The sequence below is a fragment of the Corynebacterium sp. sy017 genome, from assembly GCF_017918135.1.
GTDB lineage: Bacteria > Actinomycetota > Actinomycetes > Mycobacteriales > Mycobacteriaceae > Corynebacterium.
On the sequence record NZ_RZUE01000001.1, the window covers coordinates 80,343 to 100,145 of the forward strand.

Genomic DNA, 19,803 nt, shown 5'->3' on the forward strand with positions numbered 1-19,803 from the left:
GCAATGGCTGTCACTTATTTTCGTGCCTTACGTTGCGGACGTGGTGGTGTGACACCATCAGCTAAGCGCCTTGTCATAACCAAAAAAGCAGTGTGTGCATTCATCCGATGTTCTGGTCTGGTAGCTAGACCTTCTACGCGCCAATCGCGAATCAATGATTCCCATGCACGTGGCTCAGTAAAGCATTTTTGTTCTCGAATACCCTCCATAACTTTCATCAGCTGAGGCACTGTTGCCACGTAAGTAAGGAAGACTCCCCCCGGGATCAGTAAGTCCTTTACAGTGCTCAAACATTCCCAAGGTTCCAGCATATCCAGAATGATACGATCAACGTGTCCGCCGATATCTGCTACAGTGGCTTCTCGCACATCCTGTAAGTGGGGAAACCAATTACTTGGTCGTCCGCCAAAGAACTCGTCAACATTAGCTTGTGCGAATTCAAGATGATCTTCGCGTACTTCATAAGAAATAACGCTTCCTTCGCTACCTACTGCACGCAGAAGAGCCATAGTTAGCGCCCCAGATCCTGCGCCTGCTTCTAGTACCCGTGCGCCTGGAAAAATATCGCCTTCGACGAGAATTTGTGCAGAATCTTTTGGATAAATAACAGCTGCCCCGCGTGGCATGGATAGCACGTGATCAACCATGAGGTGACGAAAACAAAGAAATTCCGTTCCCAAATCAGACTTTACGACGGTTCCTTCATGGGCACCGATAATCTCATCGTGATGAATGGCACCACGATGCGTGTGGAATTTTTCACCAGGACTAAGAACGATGGTGGAATGCCTGCGTTTTGGATCGGTCAGTTGTACCCGATCTCCTACTTGAAAAGGACCAGAATATGCCATGAGCGATTAACCTACCAGATATGTGTAAAGAATTTCAGTGAAGACATACATATCATGTGCACTAGCTAATTCCCTCGCAGAGTGCATTGATAGCAATGGGATACCAACATCAACAGTCGGAATACCAAGTCGGGTGGCAGTAATAGGTCCGATGGTAGAGCCACAAGGTATTGCATTATTACCAGCAAAAATCTGTGAACTATATCCTGCCTGGCGACAAACCTTATGCCACAATGCTTGCATGGAGGCACTAGTGGCATAGCGTTGGTTAGCATTAGTCTTTAATACCGGCCCTTGACCAAGTATTGGATGGTTAGCAGGATCGTGCTTGTGCGCATAGTTTGGATGTATCGAGTGTGCTGCGTCTGCAGAAATACAGCTAGAGCGCGCATACATTCTATGCAATTGTTCTGCGTCTGCCCCCAACGCATATCCAGTACGCTCGAGTACATCATGCAAAATAGGACCTGCGGCACCAGTAGCTGAACCACTACCTATTTCTTCATGATCAAAAGCGGCAAAAACTAAAATATCATTCGTCTGTGCATCGTAACTCGCACGTATCAGCGCATTAAGACCACTAAAAACAGAGCTAAGATTGTCTAGTCTTCCCGCTGCAAGGAAATCCTGCTGAGTACCAAAAATTTGTCCAGGTTGCGCATCGACGGTGATGAGATCATGCGAGACAATATCAGATGCTGCAACATTTGCTTCTTTGGCAATTACTTCGAGGATATTGCTCTGTGGTTGTGACACGGCAAAAATTGGTTGAGTATGTTGCTGCCGATCAATTTCTACCGAATTGCTACGATCAAGATGTATAGCCAGATTCGGGATACGCAGCAGTGGTTGTGTGGAAATGAGCTGTGTGCTGCCGTCGGCAAGCCCGATTATTCCTGCTATCTTGAGTTCACGATCAAACCAGGAACTCAGTAGCGGACCGCCATATACTTCCACTGCGACTTGCTGCCACTGATGACTTGTAAAATCGCTTTTGGGTTTTAGCTTAAAACCAGGAGAATCATTATGTGCACCAATGATTCTGAACCCGGATTCTGCAGTTGCGCCATCTGGAACATACCATGCCATAAGGGCACCACCTCGAACAATGAAGTGTCCACCTGGTGTTACATCCCATGCTTGTTGTTCTTCATGTCGAATAAAACCTGCCGCTTCCAAAAGAAACGCGCTGCAAGAAGCAGCGTGGTAGGAGCTAGGCGAACAAGAGATAAAATCCAAAAAATCTTGTGCATGCTCATATTCGATCGATGTTTTCGTACTCATGGGTATCACTTTAGCTATAAAAATTTTCACTTGTACATAGGGGGTGCCCCATACAGTTTTGGTGCATAGCGACTATGCTGGAAGAGGCTATGAATAACTCTCTTGCTCTCTCCCCCTCTCGTGCGATAGATTATCGCCAGTGTCCATTGAGATATCGTTTTCGTGTGATTGACAAATTACCTGAGCCTAAAACAATTCCGCAGGTAATGGGCAATTTAGTACATTCGTGTTTGGAGGATATGCATTCATGGGATAGAGAAGAACGCACCTATCCTGCAGTAGTAAAAAGGCTCAAACCTAATTGGGAAAAAATGTGTACCAAAGATGCACAATTGTTGGAGTTAGTACCTGAGCAGGAAACCTATGACTTCTTGGTACAGTCGCGCCAGCTGCTTAAAGGGTATTTCTACATGGAGAACCCACAAGCATTTGATGCCCATGCCTGTGAACTATATGTCGATACGCAACTTCCTAATGGAGTTCCAGTACGTGGGTTTATTGATCGGATAGATATTGCCCCTACTGGCGAAGTACGAGTAGTTGACTATAAAACAGGCAAAAAACCTAAACCTCAATACGCCCAATCTGCACAGTTCCAAATGCTTTTTTATGCTTTAGTTTATTGGCGGATACATGGTGTTATTCCAACTCAGCTACGACTTATGTATCTCAAAGTACATGATTCACTGTTCTTGACTCCCTCGAAAGAGGAATTAGAGTATTTCGAGAAAGATTTAGCGCACTTATGGGGGAAAATTCTTGCCGACGTTAACTCCGGAGATTTTCGTCCGCATAAAACAGTGCTCTGCGGTTGGTGCCATTTCCAAAAACTGTGTCCCGCTTTCGGTGGTGTCCCTCCTGAATATCCAGGTTTACCTGTCGAAAGCGCGACACAACAGGAATCAACTCATACTGATTGATTAAAATAATCCTGTTATTTTTCCGTCAACGACATCAATGTTTTCTGCTGCTGGTTTCTTGGGCAACCCTGGCATCGTCATAACATCGCCAGTCAGCGCAACGATAAAACCAGCACCAAGGCGTGGCAACAAGCGACGAATATGAAGAGTATGTCCTGAAGCAGCACCACGTTCCGTGGGATTATCGCTAAAGGAATACTGATTCTTGGAAATACATACAGCTAAAGTATCCCAACCTTGTTCCTTGATATATGCCAAATCCTTTTGAGCCTGTGCAGTGTATGCTACGTCGTGAGCATGATAAATTTCATGAGCGATAGTTGCTATTGACGACTCAATACCAGCTGCAGGATCATAGAGTGGTTTGGCATGGGCAGCCACATTCTCTAGCACTGCGTCGGCAAGCTCTAAAGCGCCTGTTCCTCCTTGTGACCATACACGCGTCTGGACTAATGTAACTTTGCGATCAGCAGCCCATTGCTGTAGCCATTGTTTTTCTTCTTCATGGTCACTGTTAAACAGATTAAGCGCCACAATTGCTTCAATACCAAACTTGGCGATATTGCTGATGTGGCGTTCTACATTGACAATACCTCTACGCAATGCATCGATATCGAGTTCGGCTAACTCACCTTTGTCGATACCACCGTTGTACTTGATAGAACGTATTGTAGCCACAATAACAACACAGTTAACATCAAAATTGCCAGCACGACTGGCAATGTCAAAAAACTTTTCTGCCCCCAAATCCGATCCAAAACCAGCTTCGGTGAGAACAATATCCCCCAATGAAAGTGCTGTTTGCGTAGCAATAATTGAATTACAGCCATGAGCGATATTCGCAAAAGGACCGCCATGTACTAATGCAGGAGTACCTGCTAATGTTTGCACAAGGTTAGGGTTGATAGCATCGCGAAGTAGTGCGCATAGTGCTCCTTGAGCATTGATGTCTTTTACCGTTATTGCTTTTCGAGAGAAACTTTGCCCAATAACAATACGTGAAATGCGTTCACGCAAATCATCATTGTCTTTTGCCAAACAAAGCACTGCCATAAGCTCGCTTGCTGCAGTAATAGTAAATCCTGTTTCCGCTGGCAGCCCATGTGGTGCCCCACCAAGACCGGTGACGACATGACGCAAAGAACGATCATTAACATCCAAGCAACGCTGCCACGTTATTTTCCGCGGATCAATACCACAAGAGTTACCTTGATGAATGTGGTTATCAATTAATGCTGCAAGAGTGTTAGTAGCAGATGTAATAGCGTGAAAATCACCAGTAAAGTGCAAGTTGATATCTTCCATTGGCACAATCTGAGCATATCCACCCCCTGCTGCCCCGCCTTTAATTCCCATCACAGGCCCTAAAGAGGGTTCGCGGATAGCAACGATAGATCGATGTCCACGTTCTTTTAGCGCATCAGCTAGACCAATGAGTACTGTGGATTTTCCCTCACCAGCTGGCGTAGGCGACATTCCTGTAACAAGAACTAATTTTGCCTTTTGCTCTTGTCCCTGACCACAACGCTTAGCGATAGCAGCTGCATCTACCTTAGCTTTCGTCGTACCATAAGGGATTAATTCATCCTGATTGATACCAGCACGCACGGCTATGTCTGTGATTGCTTCTAGTTGATGCTGCTGTGCAATCTCAACATCAGTGAGCATATGTTTCCTTTCATCAGTGAAACCATCGTTTTATTTTAATGGGAACTAGGCGGGAATAGGAATGAGAGAATACAACATATAAAAAGTGCCTTTAGCTTTGATAATACTAAAGACACTTAATCTACGATGCACTCATTATCAATTGTCTAGATACAGTTTGCCTCGGAACATAGGGTGCATGAGGTTCTCAGGAGAAAGTACCTGATTGAGGGTTTCCTCATCCATGAGTCCTTTTTCAAGCACCAACTCCCGAACGCTCTTCCCGGTAGCCGCAGCTTCTTTACCAATCATGTCGCCATTATGGTGGCCAATGAAAGGATTAAGATAGGTAACAATTCCAATGGAGTTATCCACATACGCACGGCACACATCTGCATTTGCAGTAATGCCTACGACGCATTTCTCACGCAAAACATCTGCTGCGTTACCAAGAATACGAATCGACTGGAATAGTGCCTCACCAATGACAGGCTCCATAACATTAAGCTGCAACTGCCCTGCTTCTGCTGCCATGGTAACTGTGAGGTCATTACCAAATACCTTAAAGCATACTTGATTAACAACCTCAGGTATCACCGGATTAACTTTAGCTGGCATAATCGACGAACCTGCCTGGCGTGCTGGTAAGTTAATCTCATGTAAACCTGCAGTAGGACCAGAGGAAAGCAAACGCAAGTCATTACAAATTTTCGATAGCTTCATAGCTGCACGCTTGACAGCAGAATGAGCTAACACATATGCCCCAGTATCACTGGTTGCTTCGATAAGGTCACGAGCAGACTTCATCTCATAACCAGTTACCTCAGATAGCGAGGCAGTAACTTGGTGACGATAACCAGCTGGTGTATTGAGACCGGTGCCAATTGCAGTTGCACCAAGATTGATTTCTAATAGTCGATCAGCTGCACTGCGTAGGATAGATTGCTCTTCTGCAAGGTTGTGTGCAAAAGCCAGGAATTCTTCACCGAGAGTCATAGGAACCGCATCTTGAAGTTGAGTGCGACCCATCTTGAGGATATCCACAAACTCTGTTGATTTATTTAAGAACGCGCTTTGGAGTTCATCAATTTGACTAATGAGTTTATTCATACAGTCATATACACCAAGGCGGAACCCAGTTGGATATGCGTCATTAGTGGATTGGCTCATATTCACATCATCATTGGGATTGATGATGTCATAGGAACCTTTGGGATGTCCAAGATGCTCGAGTGCTAAATTAGCAATAACCTCGTTGGTATTCATATTAACGCTAGTACCGGCACCTCCTTGGAAAACATCCACAGGGAATTGATCCATGCAACGTCCCTTTTCCAGGATTTCATCACAGGCCCATACAATTGCATCGCACTTTTGCGCAGGTAAGGTATGAAGTCGACGATTAGCTAATGCTGCTGCTTTTTTAACTCGTACCATACCGCGAATAAATTCTGGAACATGGTTGATAGTAGTGCGAGAAATCTGAAAATTATCAATCGCTCGCATGGTATGAATACCGTAGTACACATCATCGGGTACTTCCATAACGCCCAAAAGATCTTCTTCTAAGCGATACCCCTTGCGAGCAGCAGGTGCTTTCTTGGTTGCTTTCGTAGATTTTTCTTCTGCCACTGGTGCTGAAGACTTTTCTGCTTTTTCAGACTGAGTAGTTTTAGTTGCTTTGGGCATTACTATGCGTCATCTTCCTTATGTTACGGGGTTGAAAAAATAGCTCCAATAACCAAGCGTAGACTGATTTAGTGATGAGGGGTAGGCGTGCAGCTATCTCTTTTACCTGCAAATCTATAGGAATGAAAGCGTTTTTAACTGTACCAGCACGTTCTATAGAACGAATGAAACTCAGAAAAATCTTTTCTCATAAATAAACAATAATGCTACCCCATTCAAGGGGTAGCACAAAGAAATTAAATGCGCGCAATCCTTATCTCAGAAGCCAAGATAGCCTCTGCCCCCAATGCAGATAAGGCATCCATAACAGTATTTGCTTGTTTACGTGGTACTAGAGCACGAACTGCAATCCAGTTTTCTCGGGCTAAAGGCGACACCGTTGGTCCAGACAATCCTGGAGTGATTTCTCTTGCTTTCTCTAGTACATCACGAGAAATGTTGTAATCGAGCATAAGATAGTTTTGCGCATGCAAAATACCTTCTAAGCGCCTTAAGAAAATACGATGTTCGTCGCTAATCGCTATTCCCTGGCGCCCAATTACTACGGCCTCAGACTCACAAATGACGTCACCAAAAGGTTCTAAGCCTTGTTTGCGTAGCGTCCGACCAGTAGAAACCACATCAGCAATGGCATCAGCAACGCCAAGGCGAATCGAGATCTCGACAGCACCATCTAAGCGAATGACGTCAGCGCTAATGCCCCGTTTCTCTAAATCAGCTTTAACCAAATGTGGATAGGACGTCGCGATGCGTTTTCCCTGAAGATCAGAAATGTTCCACTGACTACCTGCTGTAGTTGCATATCGAAATGTTGATGCACCAAAACCAAGCTGCATAATTTCAGTTGTGTGCGCACGAGAATCGGCTGCTAAATCTCGACCTGTGATTCCTAGATCGAGTTGCCCCCCAGCAACATAAATTGCAATATCTTTAGGGCGTAGAAAGAAGAACTCAACGTTATTGACTTGATCTCGAACACTGAGCTGTTTCGCTTCCATTCTGCGCGCATACCCTGCTTCTGCAAGTATTTCTACTGCCGCCTCTGATAAAGACCCCTTATTAGGAATAGCGATTTTAAGCATGGATTCACCTTAATTTTTTACTGCCTATACATATGTTCAGAGTGAAAAGTTAAAGATACTTATACACATCTTCTAGTGTTAAGCCACGTTTAATCATCATGACTTCGGTCCAGTACATAAGCTGAGAAATTTCTTCTGCTAATTCCTCATCAGACTGATATTCCGCAGCTAGCCATACTTCACCTGCTTCTTCAATTATTTTTTTCCCTAAAGTATGAACACCAGCATCAAGAGCTGCCACAGTAGCAGATCCTTCAGGTCGTTGCTGCGCGCGTTGCTCTAATTCATTAAATAAAATCTCGAGGTTTTTCACACTGTGTATTATCGCACATAAGGTGCAGAGTCTGTAGCTGCGAAAAAATCACAGCGATGAATTTGGACTGATGCGAGCAAACCACTGTTGTACCAGAGCAGCATCCACTGACTCAAAGCTAATGGAACCGCATAGTTCACGCATGGGATACACCCCTTGCGGGAGTGGATCATCACAGTGTTCCGGCAATCCAATGACATGAGCACCTGACTCTATAGCTGCCGTCATTCCTGTAAAAGAATCCTCAAAAATGAGACACTCTTCCACAGCAAATCCCAGTAATTCAGCAGCCTTAAGATAAATATCGGGTGCAGGCTTGGGAGATTCTACTTCATCACCACAGATAACGAAATCGAAATACTCATCACCAAGAATTTGCATTGCTGTTGTTGCTACAGCACGCTCAGTATTAGTAACTAATGCCATAGGAATCCCTGCGCTACGTAGATCTTTGAGTAGCTCAGTTACACCAGGACGAATCTCAAGATGCTCATTCATCAATGCAATGACCTGCGCATACAGTTCCTCGCGCCATTGTTGACGATCAATAGTCTCTGGATCTAAACCGATATAGCGAGAAATAACATCGAAACTGAAATTAACATTCCCGCCCCGAGTTTGTCGAAGATGATCTGAAGTTATGCGTTTACCTTTATTCTCGCTTAGCTCAATTAATGCTTGTTCCCACAAATACTCTGAGTCAATGAGTGTGCCATCCATATCCCACATAATCGCTTTGAGCATGATCATTAGTGTATCAAAAGCTCACCGCATACAGGCACATACAGTACATACCCAGTCAATAGTACTCACTGGGTATCACACACATCACACATTAAAGTATTTTGCTTCAGGGTGATACAGCACAAAGGCATCCGTCGATTGTTCAGGATGCAACTGTAATTCCTCTGAGAGTTCCACACCTATGCGTTGTGCATCAAGCAATGTCACCAATGTACGACGATCTTCTAAATTAGGACAGGAGCCATAGCCAAAGGAATATCTTGCTCCACGATAGTCAAGATCGAAAAAGCGCTCCAAATCTCTAGCGTCTTCGTCGGCAGCATAACGACCATCAGAAAAACGCAATTCACTACGCACTCTAGCATGCCAATACTCAGCCAACGCTTCAGTCAATTGCACTCCGACGCCATGCACTTCAAGATAATCACGGTAGTTATCTGCACTAAAAAGCTCATTAGCAAACTCTGCAATAGGATTACCCATCGTCACTAGTTGCATGGGAAAAACGTCGACACTATTGGTTTCCTGTGCTAGTTCTCTACTGCGAATAAAATCCGCAATACATAAGAATTTTCCTCGCTGCTGACGTGGGAAAGTAAAACGGGCAATTTCTTTAGCACTAGGGGTTGGTTCTTCTAAAATGATAACCTCATCGCCTTCAGAAACAGCTGGAAAATATCCATACACCACAGCCGCATGATCTAAAATACCTTCAGCTTTGAGTCGATCAATCCAGTAGCGTAAGCGTGGACGTCCATCAGTTTCTACTAATTGTTCATAGCTTAATCCATTGCCGCCACGACTTGTTTTAAGCCCCCAACGTCCCATGAATAACGCACGCTCATCAACAAGAGGCAAGAACTCAGATAGCGCTATGCCTTTCACGATTCTCGTTCCCCAAAAAGGCGGTGTCGCTAGCTCAGTATCATAAGCAACAGCACTTCGCTGAGGTACCACGATGGGTTCTTGCTCTGCTTTGCGTGCAGCAGCAATTTCCTTAGCTCGCGCACGACGTTGCCTATTACGCTCTTGTTTTTCTTTTGCAGCTAATACAGCTTGTTCATCATGCAGGCTCGAAACTTCACCACGAGCGCGTGCCATAAACTCATTCATCAAGCGCAATGACTCAAAAGCATCTTTTGCATAGAAAACATTGCCCTCATAAATCTGTGTCAAATCATCTTCGACATAAGCACGCGTTAGCGCTGCCCCACCAAGAATCACCGGATAACCAGCGTTACCGGTGTCATTCATCTCCTGTAAGTTTTCTTTCATAATCACAGTGGATTTCACTAAAAGACCTGACATACCAATGGCGTCAGCTTTATGCTCTTGCGCTGCTGCCAAGATATTGCCAATTGGTTGCTTAATACCAATGTTGACTACGTTAAAACCATTATTGGACAAAATAATATCGACCAGGTTTTTTCCGATGTCATGGACATCGCCTTTGACAGTCGCAATGACAATTGTCCCCTTAGAACCAGAATTATCCTGTGCGTGCATGAATTGTTCTAAATAGGCCACAGCTTTTTTCATCGTTTCCGCTGATTGCAGTACAAAAGGCAATTGCATTTGTCCAGAACCAAATAGCTCACCAACAGTTTTCATGCCAGCCAAAAGATCTTCATTGACAATATCGAGCGGACTTTTTTCTTGCATTGCTGCATCTAAATCCGCTTCCAGCCCATTTTTTTCCCCGTCGATAACGCGCTGTGCAATGCGCTCAAACAATGGCATGGCAGCTAACGCTTCTGCACGGGCATCTTTAGCTGAAGCAGCTGAAACCCCCTCGAATAGTTCCATAAACGTTTGCAAGGGATCATATCCCTCACGACGACGATCATAGATCATATCCAGAGCTACTTCGCGTTGACGTGCATCAATGCGATTCATTGGCAAAATTTTAGAACTATGTGCAATCGCAGAATCAAGACCAGCTTGAATACACTCATGAAGAAAAACAGAATTAAGCACCTGACGCGCAGCAGGATTAAGTCCAAAAGATATATTTGATAACCCAAGAGTGGTATGTACGCGAGGATAGCGTTTCTTTATCTCTCGAATAGCGTTAATAGTTTCAATACCATCACGCCGTGTTTCTTCTTGACCAGTAGAAATAGGGAAAGTGAGCGTATCGACGATGATATCTGACTGGGCTAATCCCCAGGTATGCGTGATATCGTGGATTAGACGCTGAGCAATTTCTACTTTTTTCTCCGCAGTACGTGCCTGTCCTTGTTCATCAATAGTCAGTGCAACAACCGCTGCCCCATGTTCTTTCACTAACCGCATAATGCGTTGATATCGTGAGTCCGGACCAGCACCATCCTCAAAATTCACCGAATTAACAGCACACCGTCCACCAAGGTGTTCAAGCCCAGTGCGAATCACCTCAGGTTCCGTAGAGTCAAGCATGATTGGCAATGTAGAACTCGTCGCCAGTAAAGACGCTAATTGCGCCATATCTGCGCGTCCATCCCGCCCAACATAATCCACGCAAAGATCTAACATATGCGCGCCATCTCTGGTTTGCTGCTTTGCAATATCAACACACGTTTCCCACTGCCCAGCAAGCATTGCTTCGCGAAAGGCCTTAGAGCCATTAGCATTAGTGCGCTCACCAATCATGGTAATACCAGTATCTTGAGTAAGGTTTACACTAGTATAGAGCGAAGATACAGCATCATCAGCCGATACTTCGCGCTGCATTTTTTCCACTCCAGCTAAATCTGCACTACCCACAATTGCGTCTCGTACAGCACTAATATGCTCCGGAGTAGTCCCGCAGCATCCGCCAACCATAGAAAGACCATAATCGAGCACAAACCCACGCAATGCCTGAGCTAAATCAGCAGCAGATAATGGGTACTCAGCTCCATTCTTACCAAGAATAGGCAAACCAGCATTAGGCATCACCGAAATAGGAATCTGAGCATGACGAGATAGATAACGCAGATGCTCATTCATTTCATCAGGACCAGTGGCACAGTTAAGCCCGATCATATCAATTCCGATATGTTCCAATGAAGTTAATGCAGCACCAATTTCCGATCCCAGTAGCATCGTTCCAGTGGTTTCTACTGTGACATGGCAGATAATGGGCAGCCGCAGACCCAACTCAAAAAACGCTTCGCGACAACCATGTACCGCAGCTTTTACTTGCAATAAGTCTTGAGCCGTTTCTACTAAAATGGCATCAGCACCTGCTTCTACCATTCCTAATGCAGCTTGCGCATAATACTGCTTAATCTCCGCATAGGAAATATGTCCTAGAGAAGGAAGTTTTGTTCCCGGTCCTAGAGAACCAACCACCCAACGACGCATTCCCGCACGTCCAGGCCCTAAATCATCCGCTACCTCGCGGGCAATTTTTACTCCCTTATACGCTAATTCACGACATCTATCAGCTATGTCATAATCAGCAAGATTGGGGAGATTACAGCCAAAAGTATTTGTTTCAACAAGATCTGCACCAGCATCAAAATAGGCACGGTGAATAGAACTCACGACGTCGGGACGCGTGTCATTGAGAATCTCATTGCATCCTTCTAAGCCAAGAAAATCTTGTTCAACGTCGAGATCAAATCTTTGTAATTGCGTTCCCATAGCGCCATCACCGATAAGAACGCGCTCATGTAGGGCATCGAGAAAATCTGATTTTAGTTCTAGTGCTGAAATATCCATCAAATAGACAGCTTAGTATGTTTGTGCACGTGCATTAAACCAACAGTCTAAAAATGAATATATAATTTCAGTCTTCCCCATCGACTTCATCGAAGCTATCGTGTCTCATTGCCAGATCCTCCCAGGAAGGAATCGCACTAATACGCTCTGAAGAAACACCAAGATGACGAAGAGCATCATGGATAATTACTTCAAGATCAGCGATTTCTTCGTCTTCTACAATAGGAGCCTCAGGGCAACGTCGCTCATTAAAAAGCATTAATTGCTGATAGAACTCACTAATATGCTGCGTCAAAGATTCATCTGTCTCGCAGTGATGATCCAAACTCAATACATAACGCTCAATGAGGGCTTTTAATTCTGGCAATGCGGAAACATCAAAAGGTTGCGACCACGTTGGCACCTCCGCATCGCGTACATAGGTTCCTGATCCAAAGTCTGATAAAAACTCAATAAACTCATCAATACGTGGTTGGAAAGTATCTGATAATAGAGGGCTCATAATCTATCCATCTTTGAGGGGTACGATGCTTTTACCTTCATCTGGATCATATCCCACCTAGTGATCAAGCACTACTCCAAGTAGTGCATTAAACGCATCAGCCACGAAAGCACCTGCCTCTGTCTTTACAGGTTCCCCTTGAGCGGCAGCACTATTAAGAACCTCCTGAGCCCACTGATCACTATGCGCTAAGGCTGTGGGGGTATCAAGGTCATGTGCTAACGCCGTTCTGATTTTCTGCACGATACTGGTAGCACGCTCAAAATCGTATTCATATTTAGCAGCACGTGACCACAAAGTTAATCGCTGTTGGGCAGTCTCTAGTACTGTGGTAGACCAATCTCGATCCTGGCGATAATGACCAGCATAAATCCCTAGTCTAATAGCTGAGGGAGCATAACCTTGATTACGTAGCGCAGAGACAAAAACAAGATTCCCTAAAGACTTACTCATTTTTGTGCCATCAAGACCAATCATGCCGGTATGGACATAATGCTCAGCCATACGAGAACTACCACAGCTTGCCTCTGCATGAGCAGCAGAAAACTCATGGTGCGGGAAAATAAGATCACTGCCACCGCCTTGTATGGCAAAGCTGGCACCAAGGCGAGTTGTAGCAATTGCTGAGCACTCGATATGCCATCCCGGTCTGCCTTTACCAAAAGGAGCATCCCAGAAAGGCTCACCTTCACGATGCGCTCGCCATAAGAGAGCATCAAGACTATCGCGTTTCCCTAAGCGCTGTGGATCACCTCCGCGTTCAGCAAAAAAAGTATCCATTTGTTCACGGGAATAATGCGATTCATACCCAAAATTTTTGGTCGCGGCAATGCTGGCATAGACGTCGGGATAACGCTGATCATCAACAATATACGCAGCACCCTTATCGAGAAGTGTTTGCACCATAGCAATAACCTCGTCGATAGATTCCATAGCTCCGACGTAATCCTGAGGGGGAAGAACTGATAATGCAGTCATATCTGACCGGAATAATTCAATCTGATCGCTGCCAAGCTCTTTCCAATCCACGCCATCGCGTTGTGCCCGCTCAAAGAGTGGATCATCAATATCAGTAACATTTTGCACATAATGTACTTTGTGCCCATTATCTAGTAACTGGCGATAAATAAGATCGAATGTAACATACGTAGCAGCATGACCAAGATGAGTGGAATCATAAGGGGTAATACCACACACATACATCCCTACCGGTTGATCCTTAACCAACACTGGTTTGATAATTTCATCTGCAGTGTCATACAAACTCAGTGGAATTGGATTGCCGTCAATGGCGGGAATAGTCGGATAACGCCAGGAATACATTTATGATCTTCGCCTTTCACTTTATGGGATATTTTTGAGCTAAGCCCAGTTACTACGCAGTCATTATTCCTGTACCAAGCAAAATCATGACAATAATGCCCACTGGAATACGGTATGCAGCGAACCAATTAAATGAATGATGCGATACAAACTTTAATAACCAGGCAATAGAGACGTAGCCAAGGATAAAGGCAATTACGGTCCCAACAAGTAATTGCATCCCTGAAGCTGCCTGCCCTGCTTCTGGATTAAACGCATCACCTAACGAAAATAATCCCGACGCTAACACCGCTGGAATCGCTAACAAGAAACTAAACCGAGCGGCTACCTCACGCTCTAATCCAAGGAAAAGACCAGCAGAGATGGTGCCACCAGAACGAGACACTCCTGGAATAAGAGCCAAACACTGTGCGCAGCCCATAATAAGCGCATCTTTCATAGTTAAGCGCTCAAAACTTCTGTGCTTTGTTCCCTTTTTTTCCGCAAGGATAAAGACAAAGGAAAAAGCAATGAGCACTGTGGCAGTAATCCATAAGTTACGTAAATTATCTCGAATAAGATCTTTAGCAAGAAAACCAACAACTGCCACCGGGATGGTACCAAAAATTACCATCCAGCCCATCGCATAGTCGAAACCGCGCTTTGTTCTATTCACAAGCCCCTGACACCACGCTACAAAAATACGCCAGATATCTTTGGCGAAATACACTAATACTGCTGCTTCCGTTCCTAGTTGTACCACCGCGGTAAAGGATGCACCTGCATCTTGCCCCCACAAAAGCTCTGAGATAATACGCAAATGACCCGAGGAACTAATTGGCAAGAACTCAGTTAAACCTTGAACAATGGATAATACAATCGTCTGAACCCACGACATACCAGGTGTATTTTCCGTCTGTGCAAGAAAAGTCATATCAATCACGAAGTTAAGGCTACTCTCCTGTTACTGAACTAGAAAGCAGCAACACACTTGTCGTTTACCTTGCTAAGAAACCACAGTTATCTTCTATGAGCAAAGAAAAGTCAATCAAAAATGCATACCGTGAAAGCTGGTAATGTGTGGAAGTGTGAAAAAGATGTTACGTGGTTCTTCATCGAAATGCGCACTCGCTTTAGGTAGCGTTGCCATTATTTCTACTGTCTTACTCAGTAGCTGTTCCTTGCCTAATGCTATTACAGAAAAAAGCGAAAAAGCACAGGAGGCCGTCGTTGGTAACGCAACTCCTGCGCATGGTGCGGTGATGCATGAACCAGAAGGACAGGTTGTCTCTCTTAAGCATCTTTTTGATGAGAATGCTGAACTTATCGATATGGAACAGGCTGGCGATATTCTTGCGTTACGCAGTCAGGATAAATTGATCGTCGCTAAGGCGGATGCTTTTCTCGACGCTCATCCTGCCCCGGACGATACGGATCTTACTACTTTAGAAATCGATAAATCCTGTGGTGATTTAACAGCGACAAAGGATACTTTTGTACTTGCTTGTCCTTCTGGCGTTGCATTGATCGATGCACAAAAACCACAGCTAGATAATGTTATCCCTAGTGAGCAACCACTCAATACTGCGGCACTAAGTAGTGATGGCACAATCGCTGCAGGAATAAAAGACACTGCTGAAGTAGTGTTATTAGACGCTCAGCAGAAAAAGAAGATAGCGCAATTTCCTGTTTCTTATCCTACCGACGAACTCATCAGCGTTCCGATTGACACTAAAAATAAGGACGAAAAACAAAAGGATAAGCAAAAAAGCGATGCCTTTGTGCGTATTAATCGTCAGTATTCCATTATCCAAGATTTAGATTGGAAAAATAAAAAAGCAGGTGCGATGTTGCGAGTTGGCAAAGGTGTAGGCAGCATTAAGCCCGCAGAAGATGGTTTGCTGTTAGCCTCTGATAATGTTGGCAACCAGCTGGCCTTATATTTCGCTGACGACGTCATCCGATTGCAAAAAACCATTGGTGTCTATGATGCTCCTTGGGCAGTTGCTTGGGACAAAAATACAAACACAGCATGGGTTCATGCTGGTGCTCACAATAAAGCATTCAGTTATGATCCAAGCTCTGGTGATTTAATCCAAAAACAATCTTTTGGAACCATAGCGGATGTAAGAAATATGGCAGTCTTATCGGATGGCAGACTGGTTTTCGCTTCTACCGCTGATGTTGCGTTAGAGTTTATTTCCCCACAAAAAAATTAGTAGAAGGTTCCCATGACAACTCATCCAATACGAACACAGCTCTATAATGCGCTGCTGAAGGTTCTGTTTAGAATTCCCGCAGAACAAACTCATAGTCTGATCAATAGTGGACTCGATGTTCTCCAATTTCTCAGCCCAGTTAATCGTATTTTGGCAAAAAATCTTGCGGTCACCGACCCTATCTTAGAGCAGGAAGTTTTCGGTAAAACTTTCCCTCGACCACTAGGTTTAGCTGCTGGTTTTGATAAAGAAGCACACTGCCCCGATGTGTGGGCTGCAGTAGGTTTTGGATATGCAGAACTAGGTACAGTCACAGCGTCGCCACAGCCAGGCAACCCTACCCCACGGCTTTTTCGATTGCCCGCCGACAAAGCCTTGCTCAATCGCATGGGGTTCAATAACCCAGGCGCTGCCGAGGTAGCTAATAATCTGCGTCGGCGAAAATTCGATGACCTCATTGGCATTAATATCGGCAAAACTAAAATTGTTCCTTTAGAAGAAGCGGAAGCTGATTATCGTCGTTCTGCTTCATTACTAGGTGATCTTGCCGACTATCTTGTGGTTAATGTTTCTTCTCCTAATACTCCTGGTTTAAGAGATTTACAAGCAGTACAGTCTCTAAAACCAATTCTTTCTGCAGTGCAAGCAGCAACCACAACTCCGGTACTGGTTAAAATTGCCCCAGATCTTAGTGATGAAGATATTGATGCAGTAGCAGATTTAGCACTTGAACTGAAACTTGCTGGAATTGTTGCCACCAATACCACTATTTCGCGTGATGGCTTAGCAACACCAGCTAAAAAAATAGCTGAGTTAGGTGCTGGTGGTATTTCTGGCGCACCAGTGGCTCAACGTTCTTTAGCAGTGCTCAAACGACTCTATCAGCGGGTTGACAATCAATTGGTACTAATTTCTGTTGGCGGTATCAGCACTCCTCAACAAGCATGGGAACGAATTGCTGCAGGTGCAACGCTGCTCCAAGGATATACCCCACTTATTTATGGTGGTCCTGATTGGATTAGGGACATTCATCTCGGTATTGCCCAGCAATTGCGAGCATACGGTTTTAGTTCTATCGCTGAAGCAATAGGATGCGAAAAACCATGGACACTTGATTAGAGCACCAGTCTTGGGTTTTATCCTTGAACAGCTACATACGAGAACGAATTATGAGCCCGCAAAGGATAAAACCAAAAGTGATACTCATGAACCACAGTATCTCTAGTGGAAACAGCACGGTATTATCTATAAGCCGACCAGCAGCAATAAGAGTAATCGCTAGTGATAATGCAATAACTTGGCTTTTACGCCCCTCTTGATATTTGCTCACAGTAGCAAAGGCTCCAAAAAGCCCTGAAGCTACAACAATCAAGACAACACGAATAGTCACAGCAAACGGCTCATCCCATGCCCATCCGTGTTGTAACACATCCAGAACAAAGAAAAGAGCTAATACGCATCCCATTGCCATGAATGCACCGGCAATACGCATTTGCCATGATAACTCTATTCTTTGCTCTTCTTTAGGTGTTTTCATACCAACCCCAGATAATCGAACGCGCGATTGAATGGAAATAAAGATTAAAACCTAGCACAGTGGGCGTTGATTCTGGTGTGATATCTAGTTCGGAGACATCGACAGCATGGACGGCAAAAAGATAACGATGTGGTCCATGTCCAGCAGGTGGTTGTGGACCATAGTACCCTATTGTGCCTGCATCATTTTTGAGCTCCGTTACTCCAGGAAGCTGCGCAAGATCGACGCTACCGCCCTGGGATACTTCTTGGACGCTAACTGGGATATTAAATACTGCCCAGTGCCAATAACCAGCAGCAGTCGGCGCATCTGGGTCAAAACACGTAATGGCAAGAGACTGTGTACCTTCTGGCAATTGTGACCATGCTAAATGAGGTGAAATATGCTGTGGCGCTGCATGGATATCATTGAGTTTATCGCCATGTGAGAAATCATCAGAGTGTAACTCAAAGCTGGGTAATTTTTTTAATGGTGCATAGGGGTCAGGACCTGGAAAACGTGAATCATCAGCATAGTTACTCATGCCTCACTTTTTACCTTATTAGTGGGGATAATTACTACTTAATCTGTTTCTTGGATCGAAAAAGCAAAGAAAATCGAACATCAAGGACCATTTTTCACCCCCAAATGTGAGGCACTGCATATCGTTTTCTCGGATTAAGCAACCTGCAGTGCACTATATTGACCGAGCAGAAAATCATGCCGACAACTGAATAAATCCCTTCTGACATTGCGATTTGCATAAATCCTCGTTGGGTCATTATAGTTTAGCGAGTGCCAGGCTGTTGCAGCCTTAAACACCCTAAGCCCGGGTGGCGGAATGGCAGACGCGCTAGCTTGAGGTGCTAGTGTCCTACTAATGGACGTGGGGGTTCAAGTCCCCCCTCGGGCACTCAAATGCTGTGAGATCATCTCACAGCATTTTTTATTTCCCATCAAAAGCAGCCAGTATTTTCTCGGCAGCCAAGGTTGGCGTAATTTGTGCATTTCTTAATTGTCGCTCCACAATACTCTGTGCCTCTACTACTGATGGATCACTATTAAGCCGCTGCACAATAGTTTCATGAACCATTGACCACATCCATTGCACTTGCTGTTCCCGCCGCTTCCTATCAAAAACACCTTTCTCATGCATTATTTTCTGATGTTGCTGGACAGCATCCCAAAATTGATCAATACCGTTATTTTCCACTGCTGAAAGTGTCATGGTACGGGGATGCCATATATCTTGTTCGGGTCTTACCATCTTTAGGGCTGCTGCCAGTTCTCGCGCTGCTCTTTTGGCATTTTTGAGATTGTTACCATCAGCTTTATTGATGGCAACAATATCTGCCATCTCTAAAACGCCTTTTTTAATACCTTGTAGTTGATCTCCTGCACCAGCTAGCGCTAAAAAGCTAAAGCAATCAACCATTTGCGATACTGCAATCTCAGACTGCCCTACTCCTACTGTTTCCACCAATATGACATCGTATCCTGCTGCCTCAAACACTACTATTGCTTCTCTGGTAGCTTTGGCTACGCCACCAAGTGTTCCAGCAGAAGGTGATGGACGGATAAAAGCATTTGTGCTACGCGCTAATTTCGGCATACGCGTTTTATCGCCTAGAATTGACCCTCTTGTCTTAGTTGACGAAGGATCAATAGCAAGTACCGCCACTTTATGCCCTTCGGCAATTAATTTTGTTCCTAGTGCTTCAATGAAGGTCGATTTTCCTACACCAGGTACACCAGTAATACCTACGCGCAAAGCATTACCGCTAAAGGGTAAAAGCTGCACTAATAGTTCTTGTGCAAGAACGCGGTGTGCCGGTGCTGTTGATTCTAGAAGAGTAATCGCCCGGGAAAGTATTGTCCTATTATGGGAACGCACGCCATCAAATAGTTCAGGAACATCAATTCGTTTTCGAGCTTGTTGCACTCGCTCAGGTGCGACGCGATAGTGTGCTCCGATTGCTGTACCCGCCACGGTGCTCAATGTACCTAAATTTTCTTCTAAAAAATCATGGGGAGACATATCTTTTCC

Annotated in this window: 17 protein-coding genes and 1 tRNA gene; 4 read left to right on the forward strand and 14 right to left on the reverse strand. The window is 44.6% G+C overall.

Annotation, left to right across the window (positions count from 1 at the left end; all coding sequences use genetic code 11):
* Positions 1 to 14: 14 nt before the first annotated feature.
* Both EML15_RS00380 and EML15_RS00385 read right to left on the reverse strand, forming a co-directional pair.
* Positions 15 to 851, reverse strand: a complete 837-nt coding sequence (locus tag EML15_RS00380) for a tRNA (adenine-N1)-methyltransferase (protein ID WP_144272885.1) — start codon at positions 849 to 851, stop codon at positions 15 to 17.
* Between the two features lie 6 nt (positions 852 to 857).
* A complete protein-coding gene (locus EML15_RS00385; protein ID WP_144272886.1) occupies positions 858 to 2,135 on the reverse strand; it encodes a M18 family aminopeptidase in 1,278 nt (425 codons plus the stop codon).
* Positions 2,136 to 2,224: 89 nt separating this feature from the next.
* Here EML15_RS00385 and EML15_RS00390 point away from each other — a divergent pair, with 89 nt between their 5' ends.
* Positions 2,225 to 3,055, forward strand: a complete 831-nt coding sequence (locus tag EML15_RS00390) for a RecB family exonuclease (RefSeq protein WP_144272887.1) — start codon at positions 2,225 to 2,227, stop codon at positions 3,053 to 3,055.
* Here the strand turns inward: EML15_RS00390 and EML15_RS00395 are convergent, their stop codons facing one another.
* From EML15_RS00395 to EML15_RS00435, 9 genes are all read right to left on the reverse strand, one after another.
* Positions 3,056 to 4,723 carry a formate--tetrahydrofolate ligase gene (locus tag EML15_RS00395; protein ID WP_144272888.1) on the reverse strand — a complete coding sequence of 556 codons (1,668 nt, stop codon included), beginning with the start codon at positions 4,721 to 4,723 and terminating at the stop codon, positions 3,056 to 3,058.
* Positions 4,724 to 4,861: 138 nt separating this feature from the next.
* A complete protein-coding gene (gene aspA / locus EML15_RS00400; protein WP_144272889.1) occupies positions 4,862 to 6,391 on the reverse strand; it encodes an aspartate ammonia-lyase in 1,530 nt (509 codons plus the stop codon).
* 236 nt (positions 6,392 to 6,627) lie between these two features.
* Positions 6,628 to 7,473: an ATP phosphoribosyltransferase gene (gene hisG / locus EML15_RS00405; protein WP_144272890.1), complete on the reverse strand. Its 846-nt coding sequence runs from the start codon at positions 7,471 to 7,473 to the stop codon at positions 6,628 to 6,630.
* Between the two features lie 49 nt (positions 7,474 to 7,522).
* Complete coding sequence (locus tag EML15_RS00410; RefSeq protein WP_144272891.1) at positions 7,523 to 7,786, reverse strand: phosphoribosyl-ATP diphosphatase; 264 nt, start codon at positions 7,784 to 7,786, stop codon at positions 7,523 to 7,525.
* Between the two features lie 48 nt (positions 7,787 to 7,834).
* Positions 7,835 to 8,530 carry an HAD family phosphatase gene (locus EML15_RS00415; RefSeq protein WP_185967129.1) on the reverse strand — a complete coding sequence of 232 codons (696 nt, stop codon included), beginning with the start codon at positions 8,528 to 8,530 and terminating at the stop codon, positions 7,835 to 7,837.
* Between the two features lie 84 nt (positions 8,531 to 8,614).
* Complete coding sequence (metH, locus tag EML15_RS00420) at positions 8,615 to 12,217, reverse strand: methionine synthase (protein WP_144273422.1); 3,603 nt, start codon at positions 12,215 to 12,217, stop codon at positions 8,615 to 8,617.
* A 67-nt stretch (positions 12,218 to 12,284) separates the two neighbouring features.
* A complete protein-coding gene (locus tag EML15_RS00425) occupies positions 12,285 to 12,719 on the reverse strand; it encodes a hypothetical protein (protein ID WP_144272893.1) in 435 nt (144 codons plus the stop codon).
* 57 nt (positions 12,720 to 12,776) lie between these two features.
* Positions 12,777 to 14,042, reverse strand: coding sequence for a cysteine--1-D-myo-inosityl 2-amino-2-deoxy-alpha-D-glucopyranoside ligase (gene mshC / locus EML15_RS00430; RefSeq protein ID WP_144272894.1), 1,266 nt, complete (start codon positions 14,040 to 14,042; stop codon positions 12,777 to 12,779).
* A 52-nt stretch (positions 14,043 to 14,094) separates the two neighbouring features.
* Positions 14,095 to 14,955 carry an undecaprenyl-diphosphate phosphatase gene (locus EML15_RS00435; protein ID WP_185967156.1) on the reverse strand — a complete coding sequence of 287 codons (861 nt, stop codon included), beginning with the start codon at positions 14,953 to 14,955 and terminating at the stop codon, positions 14,095 to 14,097.
* Positions 14,956 to 15,109: 154 nt separating this feature from the next.
* On the opposite strand from EML15_RS00435, the gene EML15_RS00440 reads away from it, so the two are divergent.
* Both EML15_RS00440 and EML15_RS00445 read left to right on the forward strand, forming a co-directional pair.
* Positions 15,110 to 16,240, forward strand: a complete 1,131-nt coding sequence (locus EML15_RS00440) for a hypothetical protein (RefSeq protein ID WP_144272895.1) — start codon at positions 15,110 to 15,112, stop codon at positions 16,238 to 16,240.
* A 12-nt stretch (positions 16,241 to 16,252) separates the two neighbouring features.
* Positions 16,253 to 17,359 carry a quinone-dependent dihydroorotate dehydrogenase gene (locus EML15_RS00445; protein ID WP_144272896.1) on the forward strand — a complete coding sequence of 369 codons (1,107 nt, stop codon included), beginning with the start codon at positions 16,253 to 16,255 and terminating at the stop codon, positions 17,357 to 17,359.
* Between the two features lie 31 nt (positions 17,360 to 17,390).
* Here the strand turns inward: EML15_RS00445 and EML15_RS00450 are convergent, their stop codons facing one another.
* Positions 17,391 to 17,777 carry a hypothetical protein gene (locus EML15_RS00450; RefSeq protein ID WP_144272897.1) on the reverse strand — a complete coding sequence of 129 codons (387 nt, stop codon included), beginning with the start codon at positions 17,775 to 17,777 and terminating at the stop codon, positions 17,391 to 17,393.
* Positions 17,764 to 18,300 carry a YbhB/YbcL family Raf kinase inhibitor-like protein gene (locus EML15_RS00455; protein ID WP_144272898.1) on the reverse strand — a complete coding sequence of 179 codons (537 nt, stop codon included), beginning with the start codon at positions 18,298 to 18,300 and terminating at the stop codon, positions 17,764 to 17,766. The genes EML15_RS00450 and EML15_RS00455 overlap by 14 nt, the downstream gene beginning before the upstream one ends.
* 283 nt (positions 18,301 to 18,583) lie before the next feature.
* Here EML15_RS00455 and EML15_RS00460 point away from each other — a divergent pair.
* Positions 18,584 to 18,669 (forward strand) — tRNA-Leu (locus EML15_RS00460).
* A gap of 33 nt (positions 18,670 to 18,702) precedes the next feature.
* On the opposite strand, the gene meaB is transcribed toward EML15_RS00460, so the two are convergent.
* Positions 18,703 to 19,794: a methylmalonyl Co-A mutase-associated GTPase MeaB gene (meaB, locus tag EML15_RS00465; protein ID WP_144272899.1), complete on the reverse strand. Its 1,092-nt coding sequence runs from the start codon at positions 19,792 to 19,794 to the stop codon at positions 18,703 to 18,705.
* Positions 19,795 to 19,803: the final 9 nt, after the last annotated feature.